20 protein-coding genes and 2 pseudogenes are annotated in these 21,482 nt (G+C 70.0%); 7 read left to right on the top strand and 15 right to left on the bottom strand.

Annotated elements, in window-relative coordinates; translation table 11 throughout:
• Nucleotides 1–183: pseudogene (locus ACFU95_RS36525) on the top strand (hypothetical protein); the annotation flags it as partial.
• A gap of 8 nt (nucleotides 184–191) precedes the next feature.
• On the opposite strand, the gene ACFU95_RS36520 reads toward ACFU95_RS36525, so the two are convergent.
• From ACFU95_RS36520 to ACFU95_RS36480, 9 genes are all read right to left on the bottom strand, one after another.
• Nucleotides 192–953, bottom strand: a complete 762-nt coding sequence (locus ACFU95_RS36520; protein WP_383837206.1) for a TetR/AcrR family transcriptional regulator — start codon at nucleotides 951–953, stop codon at nucleotides 192–194.
• Nucleotides 954–1,100: 147 nt separating this feature from the next.
• Nucleotides 1,101–2,639, bottom strand: a complete 1,539-nt coding sequence (locus ACFU95_RS36515) for an MFS transporter (protein ID WP_383837203.1) — start codon at nucleotides 2,637–2,639, stop codon at nucleotides 1,101–1,103.
• A 96-nt stretch (nucleotides 2,640–2,735) separates the two neighbouring features.
• The gene (locus tag ACFU95_RS36510) at nucleotides 2,736–5,018 is read right to left on the bottom strand and encodes an ArnT family glycosyltransferase (protein WP_383837201.1); all 2,283 of its coding nucleotides are present in this window, start codon (nucleotides 5,016–5,018) and stop codon (nucleotides 2,736–2,738) included.
• Complete coding sequence (locus ACFU95_RS36505; protein ID WP_383837198.1) at nucleotides 5,015–6,523, bottom strand: glycosyltransferase; 1,509 nt, start codon at nucleotides 6,521–6,523, stop codon at nucleotides 5,015–5,017. The genes ACFU95_RS36510 and ACFU95_RS36505 overlap by 4 nt, the downstream gene beginning before the upstream one ends.
• Nucleotides 6,524–6,537: 14 nt before the next feature.
• Nucleotides 6,538–8,172: an ATP-binding protein gene (locus ACFU95_RS36500; protein WP_383837195.1), complete on the bottom strand. Its 1,635-nt coding sequence runs from the start codon at nucleotides 8,170–8,172 to the stop codon at nucleotides 6,538–6,540.
• Nucleotides 8,169–8,909 (bottom strand): response regulator transcription factor, encoded by a 741-nt coding sequence (locus ACFU95_RS36495; protein WP_383837192.1) that lies wholly within the window; start codon nucleotides 8,907–8,909, stop codon nucleotides 8,169–8,171. The genes ACFU95_RS36500 and ACFU95_RS36495 overlap by 4 nt, the downstream gene beginning before the upstream one ends.
• A gap of 131 nt (nucleotides 8,910–9,040) precedes the next feature.
• Nucleotides 9,041–9,295: a type II toxin-antitoxin system RelE/ParE family toxin gene (locus ACFU95_RS36490; protein ID WP_383837189.1), complete on the bottom strand. Its 255-nt coding sequence runs from the start codon at nucleotides 9,293–9,295 to the stop codon at nucleotides 9,041–9,043.
• Nucleotides 9,292–9,639, bottom strand: a complete 348-nt coding sequence (locus tag ACFU95_RS36485; RefSeq protein ID WP_383837186.1) for a hypothetical protein — start codon at nucleotides 9,637–9,639, stop codon at nucleotides 9,292–9,294. The genes ACFU95_RS36490 and ACFU95_RS36485 overlap by 4 nt, the downstream gene beginning before the upstream one ends.
• Nucleotides 9,640–9,703: 64 nt before the next feature.
• Nucleotides 9,704–10,153, bottom strand: coding sequence for an ATP-binding protein (locus tag ACFU95_RS36480; RefSeq protein WP_383837183.1), 450 nt, complete (start codon nucleotides 10,151–10,153; stop codon nucleotides 9,704–9,706).
• Between the two features lie 226 nt (nucleotides 10,154–10,379).
• On the opposite strand from ACFU95_RS36480, the gene ACFU95_RS36475 reads away from it, so the two are divergent.
• From ACFU95_RS36475 to ACFU95_RS36465, 3 genes are read left to right on the top strand one after another with little or no spacing between them, the layout of a single operon-like run.
• The gene (locus ACFU95_RS36475) at nucleotides 10,380–11,261 is read left to right on the top strand and encodes a helix-turn-helix domain-containing protein (RefSeq protein ID WP_383837180.1); all 882 of its coding nucleotides are present in this window, start codon (nucleotides 10,380–10,382) and stop codon (nucleotides 11,259–11,261) included.
• Between the two features lie 5 nt (nucleotides 11,262–11,266).
• Entirely contained in the window at nucleotides 11,267–11,443 is a 177-nt protein-coding gene (locus tag ACFU95_RS36470; protein WP_383837177.1) for a DUF397 domain-containing protein, read from the top strand.
• A 3-nt stretch (nucleotides 11,444–11,446) separates the two neighbouring features.
• A complete protein-coding gene (locus tag ACFU95_RS36465) occupies nucleotides 11,447–11,629 on the top strand; it encodes a DUF397 domain-containing protein (protein ID WP_383837174.1) in 183 nt (60 codons plus the stop codon).
• Between the two features lie 24 nt (nucleotides 11,630–11,653).
• On the opposite strand, the gene ACFU95_RS36460 is transcribed toward ACFU95_RS36465, so the two are convergent.
• The 4 genes from ACFU95_RS36460 to ACFU95_RS36445 all read right to left on the bottom strand — a co-directional run bounded on the left by ACFU95_RS36460 (nucleotide 11,654) and on the right by ACFU95_RS36445 (nucleotide 14,578).
• Nucleotides 11,654–11,965 carry an antibiotic biosynthesis monooxygenase family protein gene (locus ACFU95_RS36460; protein WP_383837171.1) on the bottom strand — a complete coding sequence of 104 codons (312 nt, stop codon included), beginning with the start codon at nucleotides 11,963–11,965 and terminating at the stop codon, nucleotides 11,654–11,656.
• Nucleotides 11,966–12,166: 201 nt separating this feature from the next.
• Nucleotides 12,167–12,679: a DUF1266 domain-containing protein gene (locus ACFU95_RS36455; RefSeq protein WP_383837168.1), complete on the bottom strand. Its 513-nt coding sequence runs from the start codon at nucleotides 12,677–12,679 to the stop codon at nucleotides 12,167–12,169.
• Nucleotides 12,680–13,249: 570 nt separating this feature from the next.
• Entirely contained in the window at nucleotides 13,250–14,122 is an 873-nt protein-coding gene (locus tag ACFU95_RS36450) for a DUF2797 domain-containing protein (protein ID WP_383837165.1), read from the bottom strand.
• 87 nt (nucleotides 14,123–14,209) lie between these two features.
• Entirely contained in the window at nucleotides 14,210–14,578 is a 369-nt protein-coding gene (locus ACFU95_RS36445; protein WP_383837162.1) for an HGxxPAAW family protein, read from the bottom strand.
• A 93-nt stretch (nucleotides 14,579–14,671) separates the two neighbouring features.
• Between ACFU95_RS36445 and ACFU95_RS36440 the strand changes: the two genes are divergently transcribed.
• Nucleotides 14,672–15,154 carry a MarR family winged helix-turn-helix transcriptional regulator gene (locus ACFU95_RS36440; protein ID WP_383837159.1) on the top strand — a complete coding sequence of 161 codons (483 nt, stop codon included), beginning with the start codon at nucleotides 14,672–14,674 and terminating at the stop codon, nucleotides 15,152–15,154.
• Between the two features lie 382 nt (nucleotides 15,155–15,536).
• Nucleotides 15,537–16,010, top strand: a pseudogene (locus ACFU95_RS36435) (GtrA family protein); the annotation flags it as partial.
• 220 nt (nucleotides 16,011–16,230) lie between these two features.
• Here the strand turns inward: ACFU95_RS36435 and ACFU95_RS36430 are convergent.
• Together ACFU95_RS36430 and rutA are read right to left on the bottom strand one after the other, a co-directional pair.
• Complete coding sequence (locus ACFU95_RS36430; protein ID WP_383837156.1) at nucleotides 16,231–16,887, bottom strand: isochorismatase family protein; 657 nt, start codon at nucleotides 16,885–16,887, stop codon at nucleotides 16,231–16,233.
• Nucleotides 16,884–17,951, bottom strand: a complete 1,068-nt coding sequence (rutA, locus tag ACFU95_RS36425) for a pyrimidine utilization protein A (protein WP_383837153.1) — start codon at nucleotides 17,949–17,951, stop codon at nucleotides 16,884–16,886. Before rutA ends, ACFU95_RS36430 begins: the two co-directional genes overlap by 4 nt.
• Nucleotides 17,952–18,114: 163 nt before the next feature.
• Between rutA and ACFU95_RS36420 the strand changes: the two genes are divergently transcribed.
• Nucleotides 18,115–21,360 (top strand): SpoIIE family protein phosphatase, encoded by a 3,246-nt coding sequence (locus ACFU95_RS36420; protein WP_383837150.1) that lies wholly within the window; start codon nucleotides 18,115–18,117, stop codon nucleotides 21,358–21,360.
• Nucleotides 21,361–21,482 lie beyond the last annotated feature (122 nt).

The raw sequence follows: 21,482 nt of genomic DNA, 5'->3' as shown, positions 1-21,482 counted from the left end.
CTCGACGGACGGAGTCCGGCGCAGCGCTCCGAAGCCTGCGAAGCACCGCGAGGAACGCAGAAGGAAGGGGCCCGGGAGGCGATGGTGAAGCAGGGCAAATCGATCATCCGGGTCACGCCGGAGACATGGGGACCGGTGGCCACCGGCGGGTTTCCAGCGCGGCTTGTTGAGGGTGGCGCCTGAGAGCTCCCTCAGGGGGCGCTGCGCGCCACCATCGCCTCGATGCCGGCGATCAGCAGGTCCAGGGCGAACTCGAAGTCCCGTTGCCACATTTCCTCGACCGTGTTGCCGCCACGGGCCTCCATGAGTTCCGCGGACTCCTGGACGATGTCGGCGGTGTCCGGGGCCTGGGTCACCGTGCTCAGGGCGTGCTGGAAGTAGTCGTCCGGGGTCATGCCGAAGGCGGCACTGCGGGTGATGAAGTGGCCCTCCATCGTGCCGAAGCCGTAGACGAACTGGAAGACGGCTGAGATGGCGGCCACCAGGCCGTGCGCGGGCAGGCCGGTCTTGCGGATGACCCGCTGCACCAGGCGGGAGAACTCCAGGCTGTTCGGGCCGATGTTGACGTAGGTGCCGATCAGCGGCGACAGCCAAGGGTGGCGGACCAGCAGGTCGCGGTAGCCGCGGGCCAGGGCGCGCAGCTGGTCGTGCCAGTCCTCGTCGGCCTCCGGATCGGGCAGCGCGAGTTCGCCGAACGCGGCGTCGAGGGCGAGTTCGAGGAGGTCGTCCTTGGTGTCGACGTACCAGTAGACGGACATCGCGGTCACGTTCAGCTCGGCGGCCAGCCGCCGCATGGAGAACTTGGCCAGCCCCTCGGCGTCCAGCAACCGGACGGTGGCCGCGGTGATGCGGTCCCGGTCGAGCCCGGAGGGCTGCCCGCCGCGTCCGCCTCGGCGTTCCTTGCCCTCCAGCCAGACGCTCGCCCGCGCAGCCCGCTGTGCTGCCCTCGCCATGGCGCACCTTCCTCGACGTTCTGATGCCGGTCATGCTAAGCGCCACCCAAGGGGCGCGGGACGGCGCTTGACTTGCGGCTCCGCCGCGTGGGCGCGACCAGCCACAACGAGGCCCGCAGTCGCACAACTACCCAGCACCCCGGGCTCCTAGGCGCCTGCCCGCTCGGCCCTGCGCAGCAGCACCATCGCGACCAACCCCCCGAGCAACACAGCCACCGCCCCCACCAACTGACTGGTCTCCAGGCCGGAGGCGAACGCGTCCGTGATCCGTGCCCGCTCCGCATCCGACCCCGCGGCGGCCAACGCCCCCGGCAGGGACACCGCGGCGACCGTGACCAGCGCGGCGAAGCGGGCGTTGAGCACCGCCCCGAGCACGGCGACGCCCAGCCCGGTGCCGAGCTCCGCCACCATGCCGTTGATGCCCCCGCCGACCCCCGCCTTCGCCGGCGGAATCGCACTCATGATCGCGTGGGACATCGCCGGACTCGCCACCGCGGCCCCGGCACCGATGAGCACCAGTCCCAGCAGCGTGCCGGTGTACTCGCCGGAGGGCATCAGGGCGATGGAGGCGAGACCGCCGGCCATGACCGCCATGCCCAGCCCGATGGCGAGCGGGGTCCCCAGCCGGGTCGCGCACTTCGTCGCCACGCCGGTGAAGTTCAGCGCCACGATCATCAGGGCGAGCGGAGCCGTCCGCAGGCCGGCCTCCAGGGGCTCGTAGCCGAGCACGAACTGCATGTGCTGGGTGAGCAGGAAGAGCGATCCGCCCATCCCGAAGGTGATCAGCACGCCTCCCGCGATGGCTCCCGTGAACTGCCGGTTCCGGAAGAAGTGCAGGTCGAGCATGGGGTACGGGATCCGGCTCTCCCAGTACGCGAAGGCGGCCAGCACGACGATCGCCACGGTGGCCGTCCCCAGGACCCGGCCGGACGTCCAGCCGTGCTCGGGCCCGGAGATGATCGCGTAGACCAGGGAGGCCATGCCGATCGTGGAGAGCACCGCGCCCAGCAGGTCGGGCCGGTCGCCCTGCGGGTTCTTCGACTCCGGGACGAGCACCACGACGGCCACCAGCGCGAGCACCGCGACCGGAATGTTGATCAGGAAGATGGCGCCCCACCAGAAGTGGTTCAGCATGAAGCCGCCGAGGAGGGGTCCGGCCGCGAAGCCGAGCGAGTTCACCGCGGCCCAGATACCGATCGCCTTCGGCTGCTCCTCGGGCGTGAAGATCTGGATCGCCACGGCCAGGACGGTCGTCATCAGCAGGGCGCCGCCGACGCCCATTCCGGCGCGTGCCGCGATCAACTGGCCCGTGGAGTCGGCGAGTCCGGCCACGAGCGAGCCCACACCGAACAGTGCCAGGCCCGCGACCAGCATCTTCTTACGGCCGTAGCGGTCGGCGGCGCTGCCCGCGGTGAGCAGGAGGCCGGACTGTACGAGCGAGTAGGCGTTGATCATCCACTGGATGTCGGAGGTGCCCGCGTCCAGCTCCCGGGTGAGCGAGGGGATGGCCACGTTGAGGACGGTGTTGTCGAGCACCACGGTGAGCACCGCGATGCAGAGGACGCCGAGGATCAGCCAGCGTTGCGGATGCGGGTGGCCGTCCTGGGCCGGGGCCGGGTCCTGGCCCGGGGCCGGGTCCGGGTCCGGGTCCGGGGTCAGGGGCTTTTCCTGGGGGGACGTCGACATGCCTTACACCGTAGAACATCTCCCATACGCTGTACAACGGAGTTGCGAGAAAGGGCGGCGGCCACACACGGCCACCGCCCTCTTTCTCCGGCTACGTCAGCTGCTCGCCTTCTGCGTCAGGTCGTAGAACGTCGCCGAACCGACCGTCACCTGCTTGAAGTTGGCCTCGACCCACTCGCTGATCTGCGAGGACGTGCCGCTGCTGCTGCCGCCCATCCCGCCGCCGGAGCCGCTGGAGATGAAGTAGTGGATCTTGCCGTCCGCCACGTACTTCTTGAACTCGGCCAGCGTCGGGGACGGGTCGGTGCCGTTGAAGCCGCCGATCGCCATCACCGGGTCGCCGGTGGAGAGCTGGTAGCTCGCGGCGTTCTGCGCGCCGATGGCCGCGGCCGCCCAGGTGTAGTCACCCGCGTTCTTCTCCAGCAGCTCCTTGGCCTCGTCACTGACGCTGGCGCCGTTGAGCAGACCGCCGACGCCGCCACCGCCGCCCATGCCGCCTTCACCCATCTGGCCACCGCCGGGCATGCCGCCCTGCTGGTTGCCCTGCTGGTTCTGGCCCTGGCCCTGCTGGTTCTGGGTGTTGCCATTGCCGTTCTGCTGGCCCTGCTGGCCGGGCATGCCGCCGGGGAAGCCGTTGCCGTTGGTGTTGCCGTTGCCGTTCTGCTGGTTCTGGCCGCCCTGCTGGTTGTTCTGGCCCTGCTGGCCCGGCATACCGCCGCCGAAGCCACCGCCACCACCCGGGCCGCCGCCACCGCCGGGGCCACCCCGGCCGCCCGAGACGGCGGGACCGGCCGTGACGATCGAGCCGGTGTGGCCCTCGTTCAGCGTGGTGAGGGTGTACGCGGCCGGGCCGGCCAGTGCGGCGGTGAGGCCCAACCCCACGACGCCCATGGTCAGTTGACGTCCCAGCTTGGAGGCGAAGATCAGGCCCAGCGCGGCGGCCAGACCGCCGACCAGGACGACCCACTTCAGCCAGGGCAGGTAGTCGGAGGAGCGGTTGAGCAGGACGTAGCCCCAGACCGCGGTGGCCGTCATCGCGCCGGCCAGGGTGAGCGACGCCCACGCCTTGTCCCGCTTCTCCCAGAGCAGCGCCGCGCCCATGCCGATCAGCGGGGCGATGTAGGGGGCGAGGGCGACGGTGTAGTACTCGTGGAAGATGCCCTGCATGTAGCTGAAGACCAGCATGGTCGTGACCAGCGCGCCGCCCCAGACCAGGAACGAACCGCGCGTGACCGACGTCCGGCGTGCCTTGCCCGTCGCCACCAGGGCCGCGACCAGCAGGATCAGTGCGGCCGGGATCAGCCAGGAGATCTGGCCGCCGATGCTGGAGCTGAACAGGCGGTCCCAGCCGGTCTCGCCCCAGTTGCCGCCGCCGTTGCCGCCCCCGCCGCCACCGCCGACGCTGCCGGTCTCGTCGCCGTTGAGCCGGCCCAGGCCGTTGTAGCCGAAGGTCAGTTCAAGGAAGGAGTTGTTCTGCGAGCCGCCGATGTACGGGCGGGAGGAGGCGGGCCACAGCTCGACGATCGCGACCCACCAGCCGCCGGAGACGACGATCGCCGCCAGCCCCGCGGCCAGCTGGCCGATGCGCTTCTTCACCGAAACCGGAGCGCAGACCGCGTACACGAGCGCGAGCGGCGGCAGGATCAGGAAGGCCTGGAGGGTCTTGGCGAGGAACGCGAAGCCGATCGCGGCACCGGCCCACACCAGCCACCTGGTACGGCCGTCCTCCAGGCCCCGGATGACGAAGTAGCAGGCCACGGCCATCAGCAGGGCCAGCATGGCGTCCGGGTTGTTGAACCGGAACATCAGCGCCGCGACGGGCGTGAGCGCCAGCACCGCGCCCGAGACCAAGCCGGCCGCGGGGCTGAACCGGCGGCGTACGGCCGCGTAGACCACGGCGACCGTGCCGACGCCCATGAGGACCTCGGGGAGCAGGATCGCCCAGGAGTGCAGGCCGAAGAGGCGCACCGAGAGGGCCATCGGCCACAGGGAGGCCGGGGGCTTGTCGACGGTGATGGCGTTCGCCGCGTCCAGCGAGCCGAAGAAGAACGCCTTCCAGGACTGGCTGCCGGCCTGGACGGCCGCCGAGTAGAAGGAGTTGGCGTAGCCGGAGGCGCTCAGGTTGTAGACGTAGAGCGCGAGGGTGGCGAGGAGGAGGCCGAGGAAGGCCGGGCGGGCCCAGCGCGGGTCCTCGGGGCGACCGCGCCACAGCCGTCGCACGAAGGGCTGCTCGGGTTCGCCGGCGTCGGGCGCCGGGGTGGCCGCGGACGCGGTTGTCGTGGGCGCGGTTGACGTGGGCGCGGTTGTCGCCGGCGGGCCCCAGGTGTCGGGACCCGAGTCTCTGTCGGGCGTCGTCGTCTGGTCGTAGTGGACGGTCATCGGGAGTCCCTCGAGTCGGTGTCGTGCGGGCGCACCGGCTGCAGCTGCATGGTGGCGTCCCGCCAGGTGCCGTCCGCGGCTTCACCGGCGCGGAACTGTGCGGTTTCGTACGAGTACTGGGGCGCGCGGTGCGCGACCGGGCGCTGCGGGAGCGGGCCGTGGTGACCGGTCTGCGCCAGGGTCGCCGTGGAGCAGGTCCGCGAGGACGGGGTGGGGACCGGGGCGTGTTCCGGGTGGTGCGAGGCGACCACCATCGAGTCGGTGTCGCGTTGGTCCGGGAACACCCACGCCCGGAAGAGCAGGAAGCGCAGCACGGTCGCCGCGAGGTTGGCGGCGATGAGGACCGCGAGTTCGGTGGAGTGCGCGGGATCGCTGCTGGCCGCGTTCAGGGCGGCCAGCGAACCGCTGGTCAGGGCGAGGCCGATACCGAAGACGACCAGGCCCTGCGCCTGGTGCCGTACGGCGCCGCCGCGACCGCGCACTCCGAAGGTGAGGCGCCGGTTGGCCGCCGTGTTGGCGATCGCGGAGACCAGCAGGGCGAGCGCGTTGGCGACCTGGGAGCCGGTGAAAACACGGAAGCCGCTGTACATCAGCAGATAGAACAGGGTGGACAGGGCGCCGACGACGCAGAATCCGACGAGCTGGCGGGCCAGCCCCTTGGGCACGTCCTGGATCTCGCGGTCGCGCGGGTCGTCGCCGAAGGGGCGGGCGAGCCGGTCCAGCGAGAGCGAACCGGTGGCCAGCGCCCTGCCGACCCGCCACACGCCCTTGAGGTCCTCGGTCGCCGTCTTCACGATGTGCACCGTCGAGTTGGGGTCGTCGACCCAGTCGACGGGGACTTCGTGGATACGGAGCCCGGCCCGCTCGGCGAGGACGAGCATCTCGGTGTCGAAGAACCAGCCGGTGTCCTCGACCAGCGGCAGCAGCACCTGGGCGACATCGCGCCGGATCGCCTTGAAGCCGCACTGGGCGTCGGAGAAGCGGGCCTGGAGCGAGCCGCGCAGGATGAGGTTGTAGGCCCGGCTGATGAACTCCCGCTTGGGCCCGCGCACCACCCGTGAGCTACGGGCCAGCCGGGAGCCGATCGCGAGGTCCGAGTGGCCGGAGATCAGCGGCGCCACTAGGGGGAGCAGGGCGTTGAGGTCGGTGGACAGGTCCACGTCCATGTAGGCGAGGATCGGGGCGTCCGAGGCGGACCAGACGGTCCGCAGCGCCCGGCCGCGGCCCTTCTGCTCCAGCCGGAAGGACTTGACCTCCGCAAGCTCCGCCTCCAGCCGCCGCGACACCTGGGGGGTGGTGTCCGTCGACGCGTTGTCCGCGATCGTGATGCGGAACGCGTACGGGAACGTGCGCTTGAGGTGATCATGCAGTCTCAGCACACACGGCTGGAGGTCCTTCTCCTCGTTGTAGACGGGGATCACTACGTCCAGGACAGGCGTACCGGCGTCGCCGGCCGGGAGGTGCTCCCGCGCCGGCAGGGTGCCGGGAGAAGAGTCGGTTCGCATGACACCGACTTTTGTCAGGCGCCCTGTTCCACCCATGTGGTGACGCTGTGCTGTGCCTGTGAGTGCTGTTGCCAGCTCATTTCGGGGCTCGGCTGCGCGGGCAGCGCCGGCAGATGCACCGTGAAAACGGTGCGTCCGGGCACGCTGTCGACGGTCACGGCACCGTCGTGCGCGGCCGCCACGGCCTGCACGATGGCCAGGCCGAGGCCGGTCGAACCGGAGGCACGGGAACGCGAGGAGTCGCCCCGCGCGAACCGTTCGAAGACGTGCGGAAGCAGTTCGGGCGGGATGCCCTGGCCGTTGTCCTCCACGTCCACGCACATCCAGGGGCCCCGCCGCTGAACACGCGCTGTGACCGTCGTACCGGGCGGGGTGTGGTTGCGGGCGTTGCCCAGCAGATTGACGAGGACCTGTTGCAGCCGGGCCGCGTCCGCCGACACGAGCGCGGGCTCGTCGGGCAGGTCGAGACGCCAGTTGTGGTCCATGCCGGCCGCGCGGGCGTCGCTGATGGTGTCGACGACCAGCGGGATCAGGTCGGTCTGCTCGAACTGGAGGGGGCGGCCGGCGTCGAGCCGGGCGAGCAGCAGCAGATCCTCGACGAGGAGGGTCATACGTCCGGCCTCGGACTCGATACGACCGAGCGCGTGCCGGGTGTCGGGCCCGACGTCCTCCCTGCCGCGTCTGGTCAGCTCGGCGTACCCGCGGATGGAGGCGAGGGGCGTACGCAGCTCATGACTGGCGTCGGCCACGAACTGCCGTACCCGCATCTCGCTCTGCTGGCGCGAGTGCAGGGCGGCGTGGACATGGTCCAGCATCCGGTTCAGCGCGGCACCGACCTGGCCGACCTCGGTGTGCGGGTCGGTCTCGCGCTCGGGGACACGTTCGCTGAGGTTGACCTCGCCGGTGTGGAGGGGGAGTTCGGAGACCCGGGTGGCGGTGGCAGCGACGCGGCGGAGGGGGCGGGTGGCCACGCCGACGATGACGGTGCCTGCGATGCCGGCGGCCACGAGGGCGGCGGCGGTGACGCTGGCTTCGATGATCATCAGGGTGTTGAGTGTGCTGCTGACGTCCTTGGTGGGGATGGCGACGTAGTAGCTGCGGGTGCCGTCGGGGCTGGTCCGGTACTGGACGCGGTACTCGCCGAGGCTGCCCAGTTCGACGGTGTGCTGCTTGTTGTCCTGGGCTACCGTGTTGAGCGCCGTCTGCTGGGCTTCGGTGAGATCGACGGCCTTCATCCCGAAGGGGTTGGCGGTGGTGTCGTCCGAGTTCTGGGCGACCTTGGCCTCGGTGATGACGCGGTTCTGGACGAGAGCGATGACGGTTCCGGACGACCCCGGACCGCCCGCGCGCTCGGCGAACTCACCCAGGTTGAAGCTCTGGGCGGACTTGCCCGGCGTATCGTTCTTGTCGGGGTCGTTCTTGTCGGGGTCGGCGCCCGGAGGCTTCCCGGCGGCCCGATCGCCGATCTCGCTGAGCTGGGTGCCCAGTTGTTCGTACAGATGGGACCGCAGCGCCAGCGTCGTCACCGTACCGATCACCGCACACACCACGGCGATCAGTACCAGGGACGCGACGACGAGCCGCGCCCGCAGGGTGCGCGGCTGACCCGCTCGTCTCTTCTGCGTACGCGGTCGTCGTCGCCCGCTCATGACGCGGCGGGCTTGATCAGGTAGCCGGCACCGCGCCGGGTGTGGATCATCGGCTCGCGACCGGCGTCGATCTTCCGGCGCAGATAGGAGATGTACAGCTCGACCACGTTGGCCTGCCCGCCGAAGTCGTACGACCAGACCCGGTCGAGTATCTGGGCCTTGCTGAGCACGCGTCGCGGATTGCGCATCAGGAACCGCAGCAGCTCGAACTCGGTGGCGGTGAGATGGATGTTCTCCCCGGCCCGCGACACCTCGTGGCTGTCCTCGTCCAGGGTGAGGTCCCCGACGACCAGCACGGATTCGGACCGCCGGTCGGCGGCACCGGAACGCCGGATGAGCCCGCGCAGCCGCGCCACGACCTCCTCCAGGCTGAACGGCTTGGTGACGTAGTCGTCCCCGCCCGCGGTGAGCCCGGCGATACGGTCCTCGACCGCGTCCTTGGCCGTCAGGAACAGCACCGGCACGTCCGGCAGGTCGCGGCGCAGCCGCCCGAGGACGGTCAGCCCGTCCATGTCCGGCAGCATCATGTCCAGGACGACGGCGTCGGGCCGGAACTCACGCGCGGTCTGCACCGCACCGGTGCCGTCACCGGCACTCCGGATCTGCCAGCCCTCATAGCGAAGGGCCATGGACAGAAGTTCGGTGATCGACAGCTCGTCGTCCACCACAAGCACTCGGACGGGGCTCCCGTCCGGCCTCAGCAGTTCGGTGCGCCCCTGGGGCGAGGTCGTGGTCATGGTGAACACGATGTCGGGGTCCTCTGAGAACACGCTTTCCGAAACCTGTGATTTTCCTGAGAAACTCACAGGAGGCTCTCAGGGAATGGCTGGGTATTCGACTGCGGCGTGGGTCCCTCCAGCGCTCTCCATCAGACCGCTGTACTGCCGACCATGAGGATCTTGATCGCGACGGTTCCGCCATCGATCTCGTACGTTGCTCGGTAGACACCGACGCGCGGCCGCCTCAGGTTGGTGGTGCCGAGCTTGTTGCTCGTGTCGGGTTCGGGGTTGAGGGCGAGCGAGTTGATCGCCTTGACAAGGGGTTTCACCGCGCCGCCGTCACGGGCCCGCAGTCGCTTCAGACCTTCGGAGGCCGCCCGTTCCCAGATGATCGTGTAGCTCAACAGGCCTCGACTCCGGTGACGATGGCGTCGATCTCGGACGGGGTGGAAGTCGGACCGCCGACGGCTCGCGCAAACAGAGAGACGGCCACGTCGGCGAAGTCGATCGCCTGCTCGCGCGCCTCGCCGTCGGGAGCGGCGTCGGCGAGTGCCTGAGTCCACCAGTGGTTGAGGAACGCCTCGAAACCGCCGGAGTCCGCCAGAGCGCCCAGCTCGCTGTAGAAGTCGGCGCGGCGATCGAGGCGCAGGGCGGCTCCGATGCTGCCGACGGTGCGCTGGACGACACCCCCCGTGAACCCGGTGGCTTGCCGGGCCTCGGCCACCGCGTTCTGCCACTCGCCTGCCATCCGCGTCTCCCTTCGCCGTGCGGCCAAGGTACCCGCACGGCATCTCCTGAGGCGGCTCAGCACGCTACGCATCAAGGCTCCTCGGGAGGTCGAGTTCCACCCAGACGGTCTTGCCCACGGTGAGCTTCTCGACCGCCCACCGGTCGGCGTAGGTATGGACGAGGAGGAGTCCGCGCCCGAACTGTTCGTCGGGGTCAGCGATACGGCTGGTCGGGAGCCGTTCGCCTCTCGGGTCGGTGACGGCGACGCGGATCGCCTTGCCGGTGAGGGACGTCTCGACACGGAACAGACGGTCCCGTAGGCAGCCGTGCAGTAAGGCGTTCGTGCACAACTCGCTTGCCAGTAGGGCGATGTCGTCGGCGACGCCCTGCTGGCCCCAGTCGACGGCGAGTTGGGCGACGTGTCTGCGGGCGAGGGGGATGTTGCGGGGGTACGGGGCGTAGCTGGCGGTGTCGTAGCGGTCGTAGGACTTGGCCTTGGGGGTGGGGATTCCGGGAGGGCAGGAGTCGGTCATGGGGGTCCTCCGGTGGGCTGAGGTCGGGGGGTGGGGTGGCTTCGCCGTGCGGGCAGCACGGTGCACTTCCGCCAACCCGTGCCGCTGAGTGAGCATCCAGATGCCGACAGTAGCCATCAGAACCAGAGGCCATGAAGTGTGATGCCATAAATTTCTACTCGAACTTGCTTGCTCACAGTGCGGAGACCACACAGACTGTGACCAACTCAGCGGGAGGGACGCACAGATGGCAGGCAGGAACCCTGATCGCGGCGTGTCCGTGTCGACTGTGCTGGCGCGCCGACTGGGTGGTGAGCTGCTGCGTATGCGCGAGGCGCGCGGGATGCGGCAGGCGCACGCGGCCGAGGCGTTGTCGGCGTCAGTGGCCAAAGTCGCCAAGATGGAGCGGGGTCTGGTGCCGATTCGGGATCCGGACATTCGCGCTCTGTGTCACCTGTACGGCGAGACCGATGGGCCGGCTATCCGCAGGCTGCTGACCCTGGCGTGGACGGACCGTGAGCGGCGTAAGGCTCACGGGTGGTGGAACCAGTACCCGCAATTGCCGGCCATGGTCGAATACGTCGCCTTGGAGGACATCGCTACCAGCATCCGTACGTGGCAACTCGCCTTCGTTCCTGGCTTGTTGCAGACCCCCGACTATGCACGGGCCGTGGCAGTCGGGGCCGGTTCGTGGGACGACCCGAGTGATATCGAACCGTTCGTCGAGGCGAGGCTGGCCCGACAGACACGGCTGCGGTCAGAGAGACCGTTGGAGCTCTGGGCCGTAGTGCACGAGGGGGCGCTGCGCCAACTCGTTGGCGGGCGCGACGTGATGCGAGAGCAGTTGGGACATCTACTAGAGCTTGCACGGTTGGACACAGTGAAGGTGCAAGTGGTTCCGTGGCTGGCGGGTGCGAACCCGGGCATGATCGGGTCTTTCAGCGTTGTCTCATTCGCTGAACCTGGCGCTCTGGATGTCGTACACATGGACGTACCCTCCTCTACGCTCTGGTTGGAGAGCGAGGAGGACGCTTCCCGGCACGGCCGGATCTTCGACCGCATCGCCCGGATCGGCCTCGCGGAGCGCAATGCCCTCGACCTGATCGAAACCATCCGCAAGGAGTTGTAGGCCCGGTGACCGAGTTCGAGTTCGTCAAGTCCAGCTACAGCGGCGGAGACGCGGGCCAGGAATGCGTCGAAGTCGCCCGCAACGTACACGCCACCGTCGCCGTCCGAGACTCCAAGGACACAGGCGGGGCGATACTCCGGATAGCGCCGGAAGCCTGGACAGCCTTCCTGAAGGAGCTGTGAGCCGTGCCGTACTTCAAGTTCGTGAAGTCCAGTTACAGCAGCGGCAACGGCGAGTGCGTCGAAGTTGCCCGCAACGTCCCCGGCACCGTCGCCGTCCGAGACTCCAAGGACACCGACGGGCCGACACTCCGAGTCAGGACCAGCGCCTGGCCGGCCTTCCTTCACGTGGCCTCACAGCACAGCTGAGGCACCCTCGGCGAGGGCCGCGCCTCACACAGCCGGGCTGTCCGATGCGGCCTCCCGCTCAAACCCACTGCTGTGCTCGACCCTGGCGATATGCAGTGAGTACCGCTCATACCAGTGCGCCCGCCCGTGTGCCTTGGCCGCCCGGTGCTCCGCATGATCGCGCCACTGCTCGATGCCGGCGAGGTCCCTGAAGTAGGCGACGGTGATCGAGAGACCGCCTGGGGCGCGGGCGGAGTCCTCGCCGAGGAACCCGGGGATCTCCTTGACCAGCTCGCCCATGCGCCGGGCGGTCGCGCCGTATCCGCCGTCGCCCTCGGTGCGTACAGAGGTGAACACGACGACGTAGTACGGAGGCTCGTGAGCCGGAACAGGGACGACAGGCACAATGCGGTGATTCGTCATGTCACCTACGGTCGGCTCCGGTGCCACGCGGCGTCCACGTTCCTTGCCGAAAGGGATCCCGGAGGGATCCAGCTCTTTACCGTGCTGGCCTCTTCAGGTCCGCCTGCCTACCGGAAGGGAATGTTGAGCCAGGGGCTACCTGGGTCGGCCATCAGGATTCGGTGGACGGTGACCATCTCCTCGTACCAACTGCCGAACTTCTCGTTGTCGAACTGCAAGGCAGCGACCGAGGATGAAGCCGGCGGAGAAGTCCTGCCAGGACTCGTAGCAGCGGGCCGCGAGGTGCCCGGCCTCGATGACGGCGGCCTCGGCTTCCGGCAGGGTGCCGTGTCGCGTGCTCAGACCCCAGCGGGCCATGCAGGAGGCCCGGCCGAGGTCCCAGGCGTCGGCAGAGGTGACGTACTGGCCGTCACCGAGGATGCCGTCGGCTCGCATGCGAGCCTCGTAGCGGGTGATCCGGCCGATGAGGTGCTGGACGCCCTTGACATGGGTCTCGGTCTCGGCTGCGGGAACGGGGGTCGTCCTGGTGACGCCCTCCGAACTGATCACGGTGTTGCCCAACGCACGCTGGCGCAGGACGCGGGCGGCGGCCTCACGCCAGTAGCCGGTCTCCACGTAGCCGCCGAAGTCCCCGGCTAAGAGATCCAAAGCGATCGTGCAGGAGGTGCCGAATTCTAGCTCAGCCGCTTCAAGCGACTTGATGACAGCGTAATAAGCGGAGCTCACATTCTTGAAGTCGTCACGGATCTCAACGCCCCCTCCCTGCTCCACACAGGCCGGAAGGGAGGGACGATGACCCAGTCCGGAAGTCCATCCGCCCTTGCGTTGGGGAGTACCTGAGCTTCCTCCCGGTTTGGTCGGCCTCCGTAACAATCGAATGCCCAGCCACCCGACATGACAAGCGCATCGATCGGCTCCGAAGGTTCCCCCTCGCGAAAGGATCGAATATCTGGCGACGGAGGGAGCGAACTGCGCCAGAGGTCCAGAGTTTCCTGATGCTGCGCAGTGACAAGGATCTTCACTTTGGCGCTCACGTCAACCCCCGTCGCACACTTCACCGTTCATCGCACAGACAAACGATCACGCTACTCGGCGAGGCCAGGTGAATGCCATCCTCCGCGTTTCGGCCAGTGTTGGCCGAGCTGGGAAATCGGGAACGGTGGTTGCTCGGGCGGATCAGCGTGGTGGGTGGTCTGCGGTGCTCCTGAGAACGCCCGGTCAGAACAACCCGTCCTGCACACTCGGCTCCTGCCTGAACGCCCGCACGGGAAGGGAGAGTTCGTCACCGGCGGCCGGAACCAGCTCCCACCCCCGCATCAGCCGCGTATCGACGACAACGACCCCGCCGCCCGTCTCCACATGCAGATCCGGCCCCGCCGCCGCCACCAACCGCCCGCTCACCACCCCGCCCGGGACAAGCTCGGTCACCGCCCCGACCGCGGGAGGCAGGTCCGTGAGTCCGAACACCCCGGCGTGATCTACGGGTTGGCAGGGCTCACGGGCGAGTGACTCCGGCCAGGCGGGGAGGGCCACGGCGCGGGCGTGCAGGTCCGCTACCTCCGTCGCCCGCTCCGGCGCCGACGCGGGCAGCGCGGAGCGCACCGCCCGCTTGTCGCCGTACGGAACGCGGTCCGGCACTCGGAGTGCGGCCCGGAGCAGTTCCTCGGTGCGCCGTGCCGCCATCAGCGGGCCGACGCCCAGCCAGCTGAAGCAGACCGCCCCCTGTTCCAGCAGCCGGGCCGGGCCGCGCTCAAGGGCGGTGATGCCGACCTTGGTCATCCCGGGGCCGAACCAGGCCAGATATACGTGGTACGGCCGCGGATCGTCCGCGATGGTGTCCGCGGCCACCGAGTGCGCCCGGTCCAGCCGCGCGCACTCCTCGCAGCGCGCCCCCGTACTCCGCCCCGGCACGGTCGCCCGCACCGGACACGCGTGCCCCCGCGCCCCCACGCATGTCCGCACGCCCCCTTCCGCGACCCCGAAGGCCACCCGCTTCCCCCAGGTCAGCGCGGAGCGCCGACCACCGTCCCATGCCAGCTCAGGGCCGTCCGCCGACCACCGCAGCCCCGAGCATCTCCACGCCTGTGCCATCGCTCTTCGAGCCTAGAGGCAGGCACTGACAACGCCCGTCCAGTGGACCGGCTTCAGTGATTCGGCGCCTCACCCGCCCCCTGCACCTCAGCGTGCCTCAGCGACAGCCGGCTCCTGCTCGCCGGCGACCGGGACGACCTCGGACGCCGTCGCGGCCGCAAGCCGCCCCCGGCCCGCCAGCCGGCACGACCAGCACTCCGCGTGCCCGTCCCGCGCGCTCAGGTCACGCGCCCCCATCCGCCACTGCCCACGCGGCCGTACGCCCGGAGGCTTGCCCCAGCCGGAGAGGTGCAGGGTCCAGGTGACGAGCACGCTGACCGCCACGATGCCCAGGCCGCCGGTGATCAACCCCGCCGAGACCATGCATATCCCCGCCCCCACGACGGCGGAACCGATCGTCGCGATCGCGGTTCCGGTCCATCCTGCGACCGTATGTCCCTCGTCATACTGGCTCATGTGCCCGCTCCCTTTGCCGGAGAGTCCCGGAATCCCTCACACTGTAAGAAGTTTAGCGACTAAATCTCTCACGAGCTAAGGCAATCCGAAAAGATGCAAGCCAAGCCGCGTCCCACCGCCACCCCGGCCCAGGCGCTGGACGCGATGGACTCCCTCATCGCGGCCCACCTGCTCGGCCAGCAGGAGATGGCCCAGCGGCTGGGCCTGAACATCACCGACCTGCTCTGTTTCGGCTGCGTCCTGAAGGCCGGCGAGAACCTCCTCACGGCGGGCGACCTCGCGGAACACGCCCACGTCACGACCGGCGCGATGACCGGCATCCTCAACCGCCTGGAACGCGCCGGCTTCGTCACCCGCCGCCCCGACCCGGCCGACCGGCGCCGCGTCCGCGTGGCCGCCGTCCCGTCCGCGGTCACCCGGGTCGGGGCCCTCTACGGCCCCTACTACGCCCGCCTGATCGACCTCTTCGCCGACTACTCCGCCGACGAGATCGCCGTACTCACGGACTGGTTCACCCGCACGACCGGCCTCGCGCAGGGGTACATCGACGAACTCCGCGACCAGGACAAGGCCTGACGAACGGCCTGCCACGGCGTGCTCGCACCGCCCGCCGGCCGGATGGCCGCCCTCCCGTGGTGGAGCCTGCCCCACCATCGGTTCGCCAGCGCACTCCATCGTTTCCGCGGGCGGACAACGGAATCGTTGGCCTCGGTTGATCCCGGCTGGAACCGGTCGACTCGGGCTGAAGCCCGGTTGATACCGGCTGAAGCCCGACTGAGGCACCGCTGAAGCCGCGCCGGGATGAGCTGAGTCCCTCAGAGGACAGGCCGCCCGGAAGGAAACCGCCATGGAGTCGCAGCGCCCGTCGATACCGAGCCGGTCGATACCGAGCCGGTCGGTGGCGAACCCGTCGGAGGCGAACCCGTCGGAGGCAAGCTCGTCGGAGGCAGGCTCGTCGGTGGCGAACCCATCGGAGGCAAGCTCGTCGGCACCCGGCACCCCCAAGCCCGGCCCCCTCTCCTCCTTCGTCCGGTTCGTGGTGTGCGGCGGCGGTGTCGGGCTCCTCTCCAGCGCAGCCGTGCCGCTGCTGGCGACCGCGATGCCCTGGGCGCTCGCGAACGCGCTGATCACCGTTGCCTCCACCCTTCTGTGCACCGAGCTGCACGCCCTGTTCACCTTCGGCACCGGACGCCGCCCGGGACTGCGGCAACACCTTCAGTCCTCCGGGTCGGCCGTCGCCGCCTATCTGGCCACGACCGCCGCGATGCTCGTACTCCACGCGGTCCAGCCCTCTCCCACGCTGCTCCGGGAGCAGGCCGTCTACCTCACCGCCTCCGGGCTGGCCGGTATCGGCCGGTTCCTGGTGCTGCGGGTGTTCGTGTTCGCCGAGCGGAAGAAGGAGGCGGCCACGGCCACCCCTGCTCGGACGACCCCGGCTCAGGCCCGCGGCGCCCTGCCCGTCGGCGCCCCCGTCGCCCCCTTCACCCCCGTCGCCCCCTTCACCCCCATCGCACCCATCGCCGCCATCGCCCCCAGCGCCGCCAACGTCTTCAGCACCGCCCCCCAGCGCCCCGCGTACCCCGCGCCGGTCCTCTCCGTCGTATAGCTGCTGTCCCTCAGGCACAGGGGGTTCGCCACGACCACCGCCGCCGTCACGGGTGTTCTCGCCGTACGACTCCGAGGTACTCCTCCGCACGGGCCATCGGCCACACCTCACCGATCTTGTGCCGGATGTCGAAGAGGTTCGCCGCGTGCACACCCGGGTCCCGGTCGCCGACCGCCTCCTCCACGACGACCGGGACGAACCCGTGCTGCATGGCGTCCAGGGCGGTGGCTCGTACGCAACCGCTCGTGGTCAGGCCGCCGATGAGGAGTGTGTCGACGCGGTGGGCGGTGAGGGAGGCCGCCAGTGCCGTGCCGAAGAAGGCACTCGGGTACTGCTTCGTCACGGTCAACTCGTCCGGCGCCGGGGCGAGTCCCTCGATGAAGTCCCCGTACGGGCTGCCCTCGGCGAACACCCGCAGCGTCGGCACCTTACGGAAGAAGACCCCGCCGTCGCGGCCGTCGGACCGGAACCGCACACACGTGACGACCACGGGAATCCGCGCGCGCCGGGCGGTCGCCAGCAGCGCCCTCATCGCCTCCACGGCCGGTTCGACCCCGGCGTAGAGCGGGCAGTCGGGCTCCACGTACGCGCGGGCCGGATCCACCAGGAGCAGGGCCGGGGAGGCGCCGGGGGCGAGGTGCCCGCCCAGGCCGGCCCGCTCGTAGTCGTCCTCCGGCGACTCCTGGTGCCGGAATCCGGTCATCCCCGGCGGCTCTTCATCAGCGGCTGGACGCGCGTGCCGAAGTTCTCGATGCCCGCCAGGAAGTCGTCGAAGACCAGCATGATCCCCTTGGTGCCGTTGACCTCCGCGATTTCGTCGAGCATCTTCGCGACGGTCTCGTACGACCCCACCAGCGTGCCCATGTTGAAGTTCACCGCGCCCTCGGGCAGCACGATGGTGCGGGCGGTCGAGGAGTCGTCGGCGGTGGTGTCCGAGGCCGATTCGCCCGCCATGTAGGCGAGGGCCGCCCGGTCGGCGTTGTCGTGGTAGTCCTGCCACTTGGCCTGCGCGGCTTCGTCGGTCTCGTCGGCGATGACCATGAACAGGGAGAGCGCTCCGACGTCCCGGCCGGTCTCGCGTGCCGCGTCCACGAGCGTGGCCGTGGTGTCGGCGAACGCGAGCGGGGTGTTGACGCCGCTGCCGAGGATGAAGTTGTAGTCGGCGTGCTCGGCCGCGAACCGCATGCCGGTGTTGCTCTGACCGGCGGCGACGATGTCGATGTGCCCGTCCGCCGGGCGCGGCGACAGCACGCAGTCGTCCATCTCGTAGAACTCGCCCTTGAAGTTGCTGACGCCCTCGCGCCACAGCTCCTTCATGACGGTGACGTACTCGACGGCGCGGTCGTAGCGGTTGCCGAAGTGCTCGTCGCCGGGCCACAGGCCCATTTGGGAGTACTCGCCGGGCGCCCAGCCGGTGACGATGTTGATGCCGAAGCGGCCGGGGGCGATCGAGTCGACCGTCGTGGCCATCCGGGCGACGATCGCCGGCGGCAGGACGAGGATCGGCGTGGAGGCGTACAGCTTGATCCGCTCCGTGACCGCGGCCAGGCCCGCCATCAGCGTGAACGACTCCAGGCAGTGGTCCCAGAACTCGGTGTCGCCGCCGAACCCCTTGAGCTTGATCATCGACAGTGCGAAGTCGAGCCCGTGTTCCTCGGCCTTCTGCACGATGGCCTTGTTCAGCTCGAAGCTGGGCAGGTACTGGGGCGAACTCTTCGATATGAGCCAGCCGTTGTTGCCGATGGGGATGAATACGCCGATGTCCATGACACTCCTCAGCGGGTCGGGGGATCCCGGGTGATGCTAAGCCGAGCACGTCAACTCAACGTTAGATATTGGCTGTTGACGTCGTGTCGACCGCCCGGGGGCGGAGCGTGAGGATCTTGCGAACGATCGATTCGGTTGAGTGCGGAACGGTAGGGTCCAGGTCATGAACGCTCGGCTGACCCTGCTCGGCACGGTGGCCCCCGGTGTCGCGGAAAGCGAGGTCTTCCGGCTGGCCCTGCAGCACGCGGTGGGCGAGCTGGGTGCGCTGGGCGGCATGATCCATCTGCGTGGCCCGATGTCCGCGCTGCGCCTGGTGTCGACGGCCGGTCTGCCGCCGGCCCTCACCCGCAGCTGGGAGATCATCGACCAGGAGGGGCCCCTGGCCCCGGCTCGCGCGCTGCACGAGGGGGGAGGGGTCTGGGTCCCGCTGGGCACGACGGAGGCGGGCGACTCTCCTTCCGGACCTCCGGCCGGCTCTCCGGCCGGGCCTCGGCCTGGCTCTCCGTCCGTACCTCGGCCTGGCTCTCCGTACGGCTCTCCGGCCGGACCTCCGGTCCCCTCCTCGCACGCCTCCAAGGTGCACCGCCCGACCGGGCCCACGGTCCACCGCCCGGCCAACCCCTCGGTCCACCGCCCGGCCGGCGATCCGACCGGCTCGCCGACCAGCTCATCGCTCGGCCTGCCGCTCGGCTCCTCGACCGGCTCCTCGACCGGCTCCGTGACCGGCCCCACGGTCGACTGCCCGAGCGCCGCCTGGCCCGGCACCGGTCTCGCCGCCCTGCCGATGTACCGGGGCAGGCGCAGCACCGGCGCCCTCAGCGTCCTGATGGGCGACCGGGGCGAACCGGGCCCCGAGCACTGGGAGTTCCTGCGCGCCGTGGTCGCCTGGACCGAGGAACGCATGGTCCAGGCCCCGCCGACGGCCGGCCCCTCCCGGCCCGTGCAGCCGGAGCAGAACAGCGAACGTCTGCGCCAGGCGCTGAAGGAGGTCAGCGTCGGCTCCTGGGACTGGAACATCCAGACCGGCGAGCTGCTCTGGGACGAGGCGGCGCTGGAGCTGTACGGCACCCGGCCGGAGGACTACACCGCCCTGGTCGAGAACTGGATGAGGTGCGTCCACCCCGACGACCTGGCGCCGACGCTGGCGCTGGTGGACCGGGCGATCCTGGAACACGGCGTGTTCGAGGCCGAGTACCGGGTGCGCAAGCTGGACGGCAGCTGGGGCTGGACGCAGGCCCGCGGCAGAGCGACGTACGACGACAGCGGCGAGCCCCACCGGATGATAGGAGTCGGCTGGGACAGCAACGAGCCGCGTTCCGCCCGTGACGCGCTCGGCCGTGCCCTGCGGCACATGAGCGACGGCTTCCTCGCCATGGACGACGACTGGCGGATCACCTTCGCCAACGTGGAGGCCGAACGCACCCTGGGCTTCTCCGAGGAGGAGCTGTTCGGCCGGCTGCTGTGGGACCTGCCCGCCGCCGAGCAGGTGCCCGGCCTGGAGATCCGCTGCCGGCAGGCCGCCGCCGCGGAGAAGTCGATCAGCTTCGACGTACGGCTGCCGAACGGCCGCCTGTGCCATCTGCGGCTGGTCCCGGGCCCCGACGGCCGCACCATCTACTTCACCGACGTCACCGAGAAGCGGCGGCTGGAGGAGGAACGCCGGTGCGCCGAGCGTGCCGCGACCGAACGCGCGGCGCGGATAGCGGAGTTGACGGCCGCGCTGGCCAAGGCGACGACCTCGAAGGACGTGGTGGACGCGGTCGCCCGCCGGGTGTTGCCGCCGTTCGAGGCGACCGGCCTGGTGGTGCAGGCCGTGGAGGGCGACCGGCTGCACACCGTCGGGTCCGTCGGCTACCCGCCGGACATCCTCGCGATTCTCGACGGCCGTGAGCGTACGGAACCCAGCCCGCTGTGGGACGCGATCATCGCCGGGACGCCGCTGTTCCTGTCCTCCCCGCGGGAGTTCGCCGCCCGCTACCCAGAGCTGGCCGACCTGCCCGCCCGCGCCGGCAAGCAGGCCTGGGCGCTGCTCCCGCTGACCGCCTCGGGGCACACCTTCGGCATCTGCGCGATCTCCTTCGACCACCCGCGCCGCCTCACCGACGAGGAGCGCACCCTCCTGACCGCGACCAGTGCCCTGGTCGCCCAGGCGCTGGAACGGGCCCGCCTCTTCGACGCCGAGCACACCCGGTCCCGCGAGCTCCAGCGCAGCCTGCTCCCCCGCGATCTGCCCGCCCTCCCCGCCTGCACGGCCGCCGCCCGCTACCTTCCGGCCGGCCAGGGCATGGACGTGGGCGGCGACTGGTACGACATCATCCCGCTGTCGGGCGGCCAGGTCGCCCTGGTCGTCGGCGACGTCATGGGCCACGGCCTGCCCGAGGCGGCGACGATGGGCCGGCTGCGCACCGCCGTCCACACCCTGGCCGATCTCGAACTGCCCCCCGACGAGATCATGAGCCACCTCAACGACATCGTCGGCGCCATGGGCGAGGAGTCGTACGTGACGTGTCTGTACGCGCTGTACGACTCCACGACCCGCGTCTGCTCCATATCCAGGGCGGGTCACCCACCGCCGGCCCTGCTGCACCCCGACGGCACGGTGGTGTTCCCGCCCCTGCCGGCCGACCCGCCGCTCGGCGCGGCGGAGCCCCCCTTCGAGACGACGGAGATCGCGGTACCCGAGGGCAGCGTGCTGGCGCTGTACACCGACGGTCTGGTGGAGTCGTCCAAGCGCGAGATGGACGAGGGCATGGCGGAACTCGCCGACATCCTGCGCACCGCGCACGCGGACGGCACGGCGGCGGACCTGGAGCACCTCTGCGAGCGGGTCACCTCCGCCCTCCTCCCCGCCGGCCACCACGCGGCGGACGACGCGGCCTTCCTGCTGGCCCGTCTGCACGCGCTGCCCGCCTCCCGCATGGCCTCCTGGCCCCTCCCCAAGGACCCCAGGGCAGCCGGCCAGGCCCGCAGCCTGATCCGCAAGCAGCTCGCGGACTGGGACCTGGAGGCCCTCACCCCCACCACCGAACTCCTGGCCAGCGAACTCGTCGGCAACGTCATCCGCCACGCCAAGGGCCCCCTCCGACTCCGGCTCCTGCACGGCGCCACCCTGATCTGCGAGGTCTTCGACGGCAGCCTGACCATGCCGCGGATACGCCGGGCGACGGAGACGGACGAGGGCGGCCGCGGGCTCCAGCTGGTCACCGCGCTGTCGCAGCGGTGGGGGACGCGGTACACGCCGACGGGCAAGTGCATCTGGACGGAACAGGCCGTACAGCCGACGCCGGACGCGGTACGGGGCGAGCAGGCGCCGGACGCGCTGGAGCGGATGTTCCTGGGCGTGCCGGGTCTGGGGGAGGACTTCGACGGCGATCTGGACGCGCTGGCGTTCGGGGATCCGGAGTTCTAGGTACGCCCTCATCGTTCCCGGGGGGACGTTCGCACGGGGACGTTCCCTTCGCACGGGGACGTTCCCAGGGAGACCCTCCCGTCACCGGGGTACCGTGAAAACGCCGCATATGGCGCGGCGCT

It is taken from the genome of Streptomyces sp. NPDC057623 (genome assembly GCF_042800355.1).
Taxonomy (GTDB): Bacteria; Actinomycetota; Actinomycetes; order Streptomycetales; family Streptomycetaceae; genus Streptomyces.
Note: the sequence above shows the minus strand (reverse complement) of the source record. Positions and strands in the feature narration are given on the sequence as shown.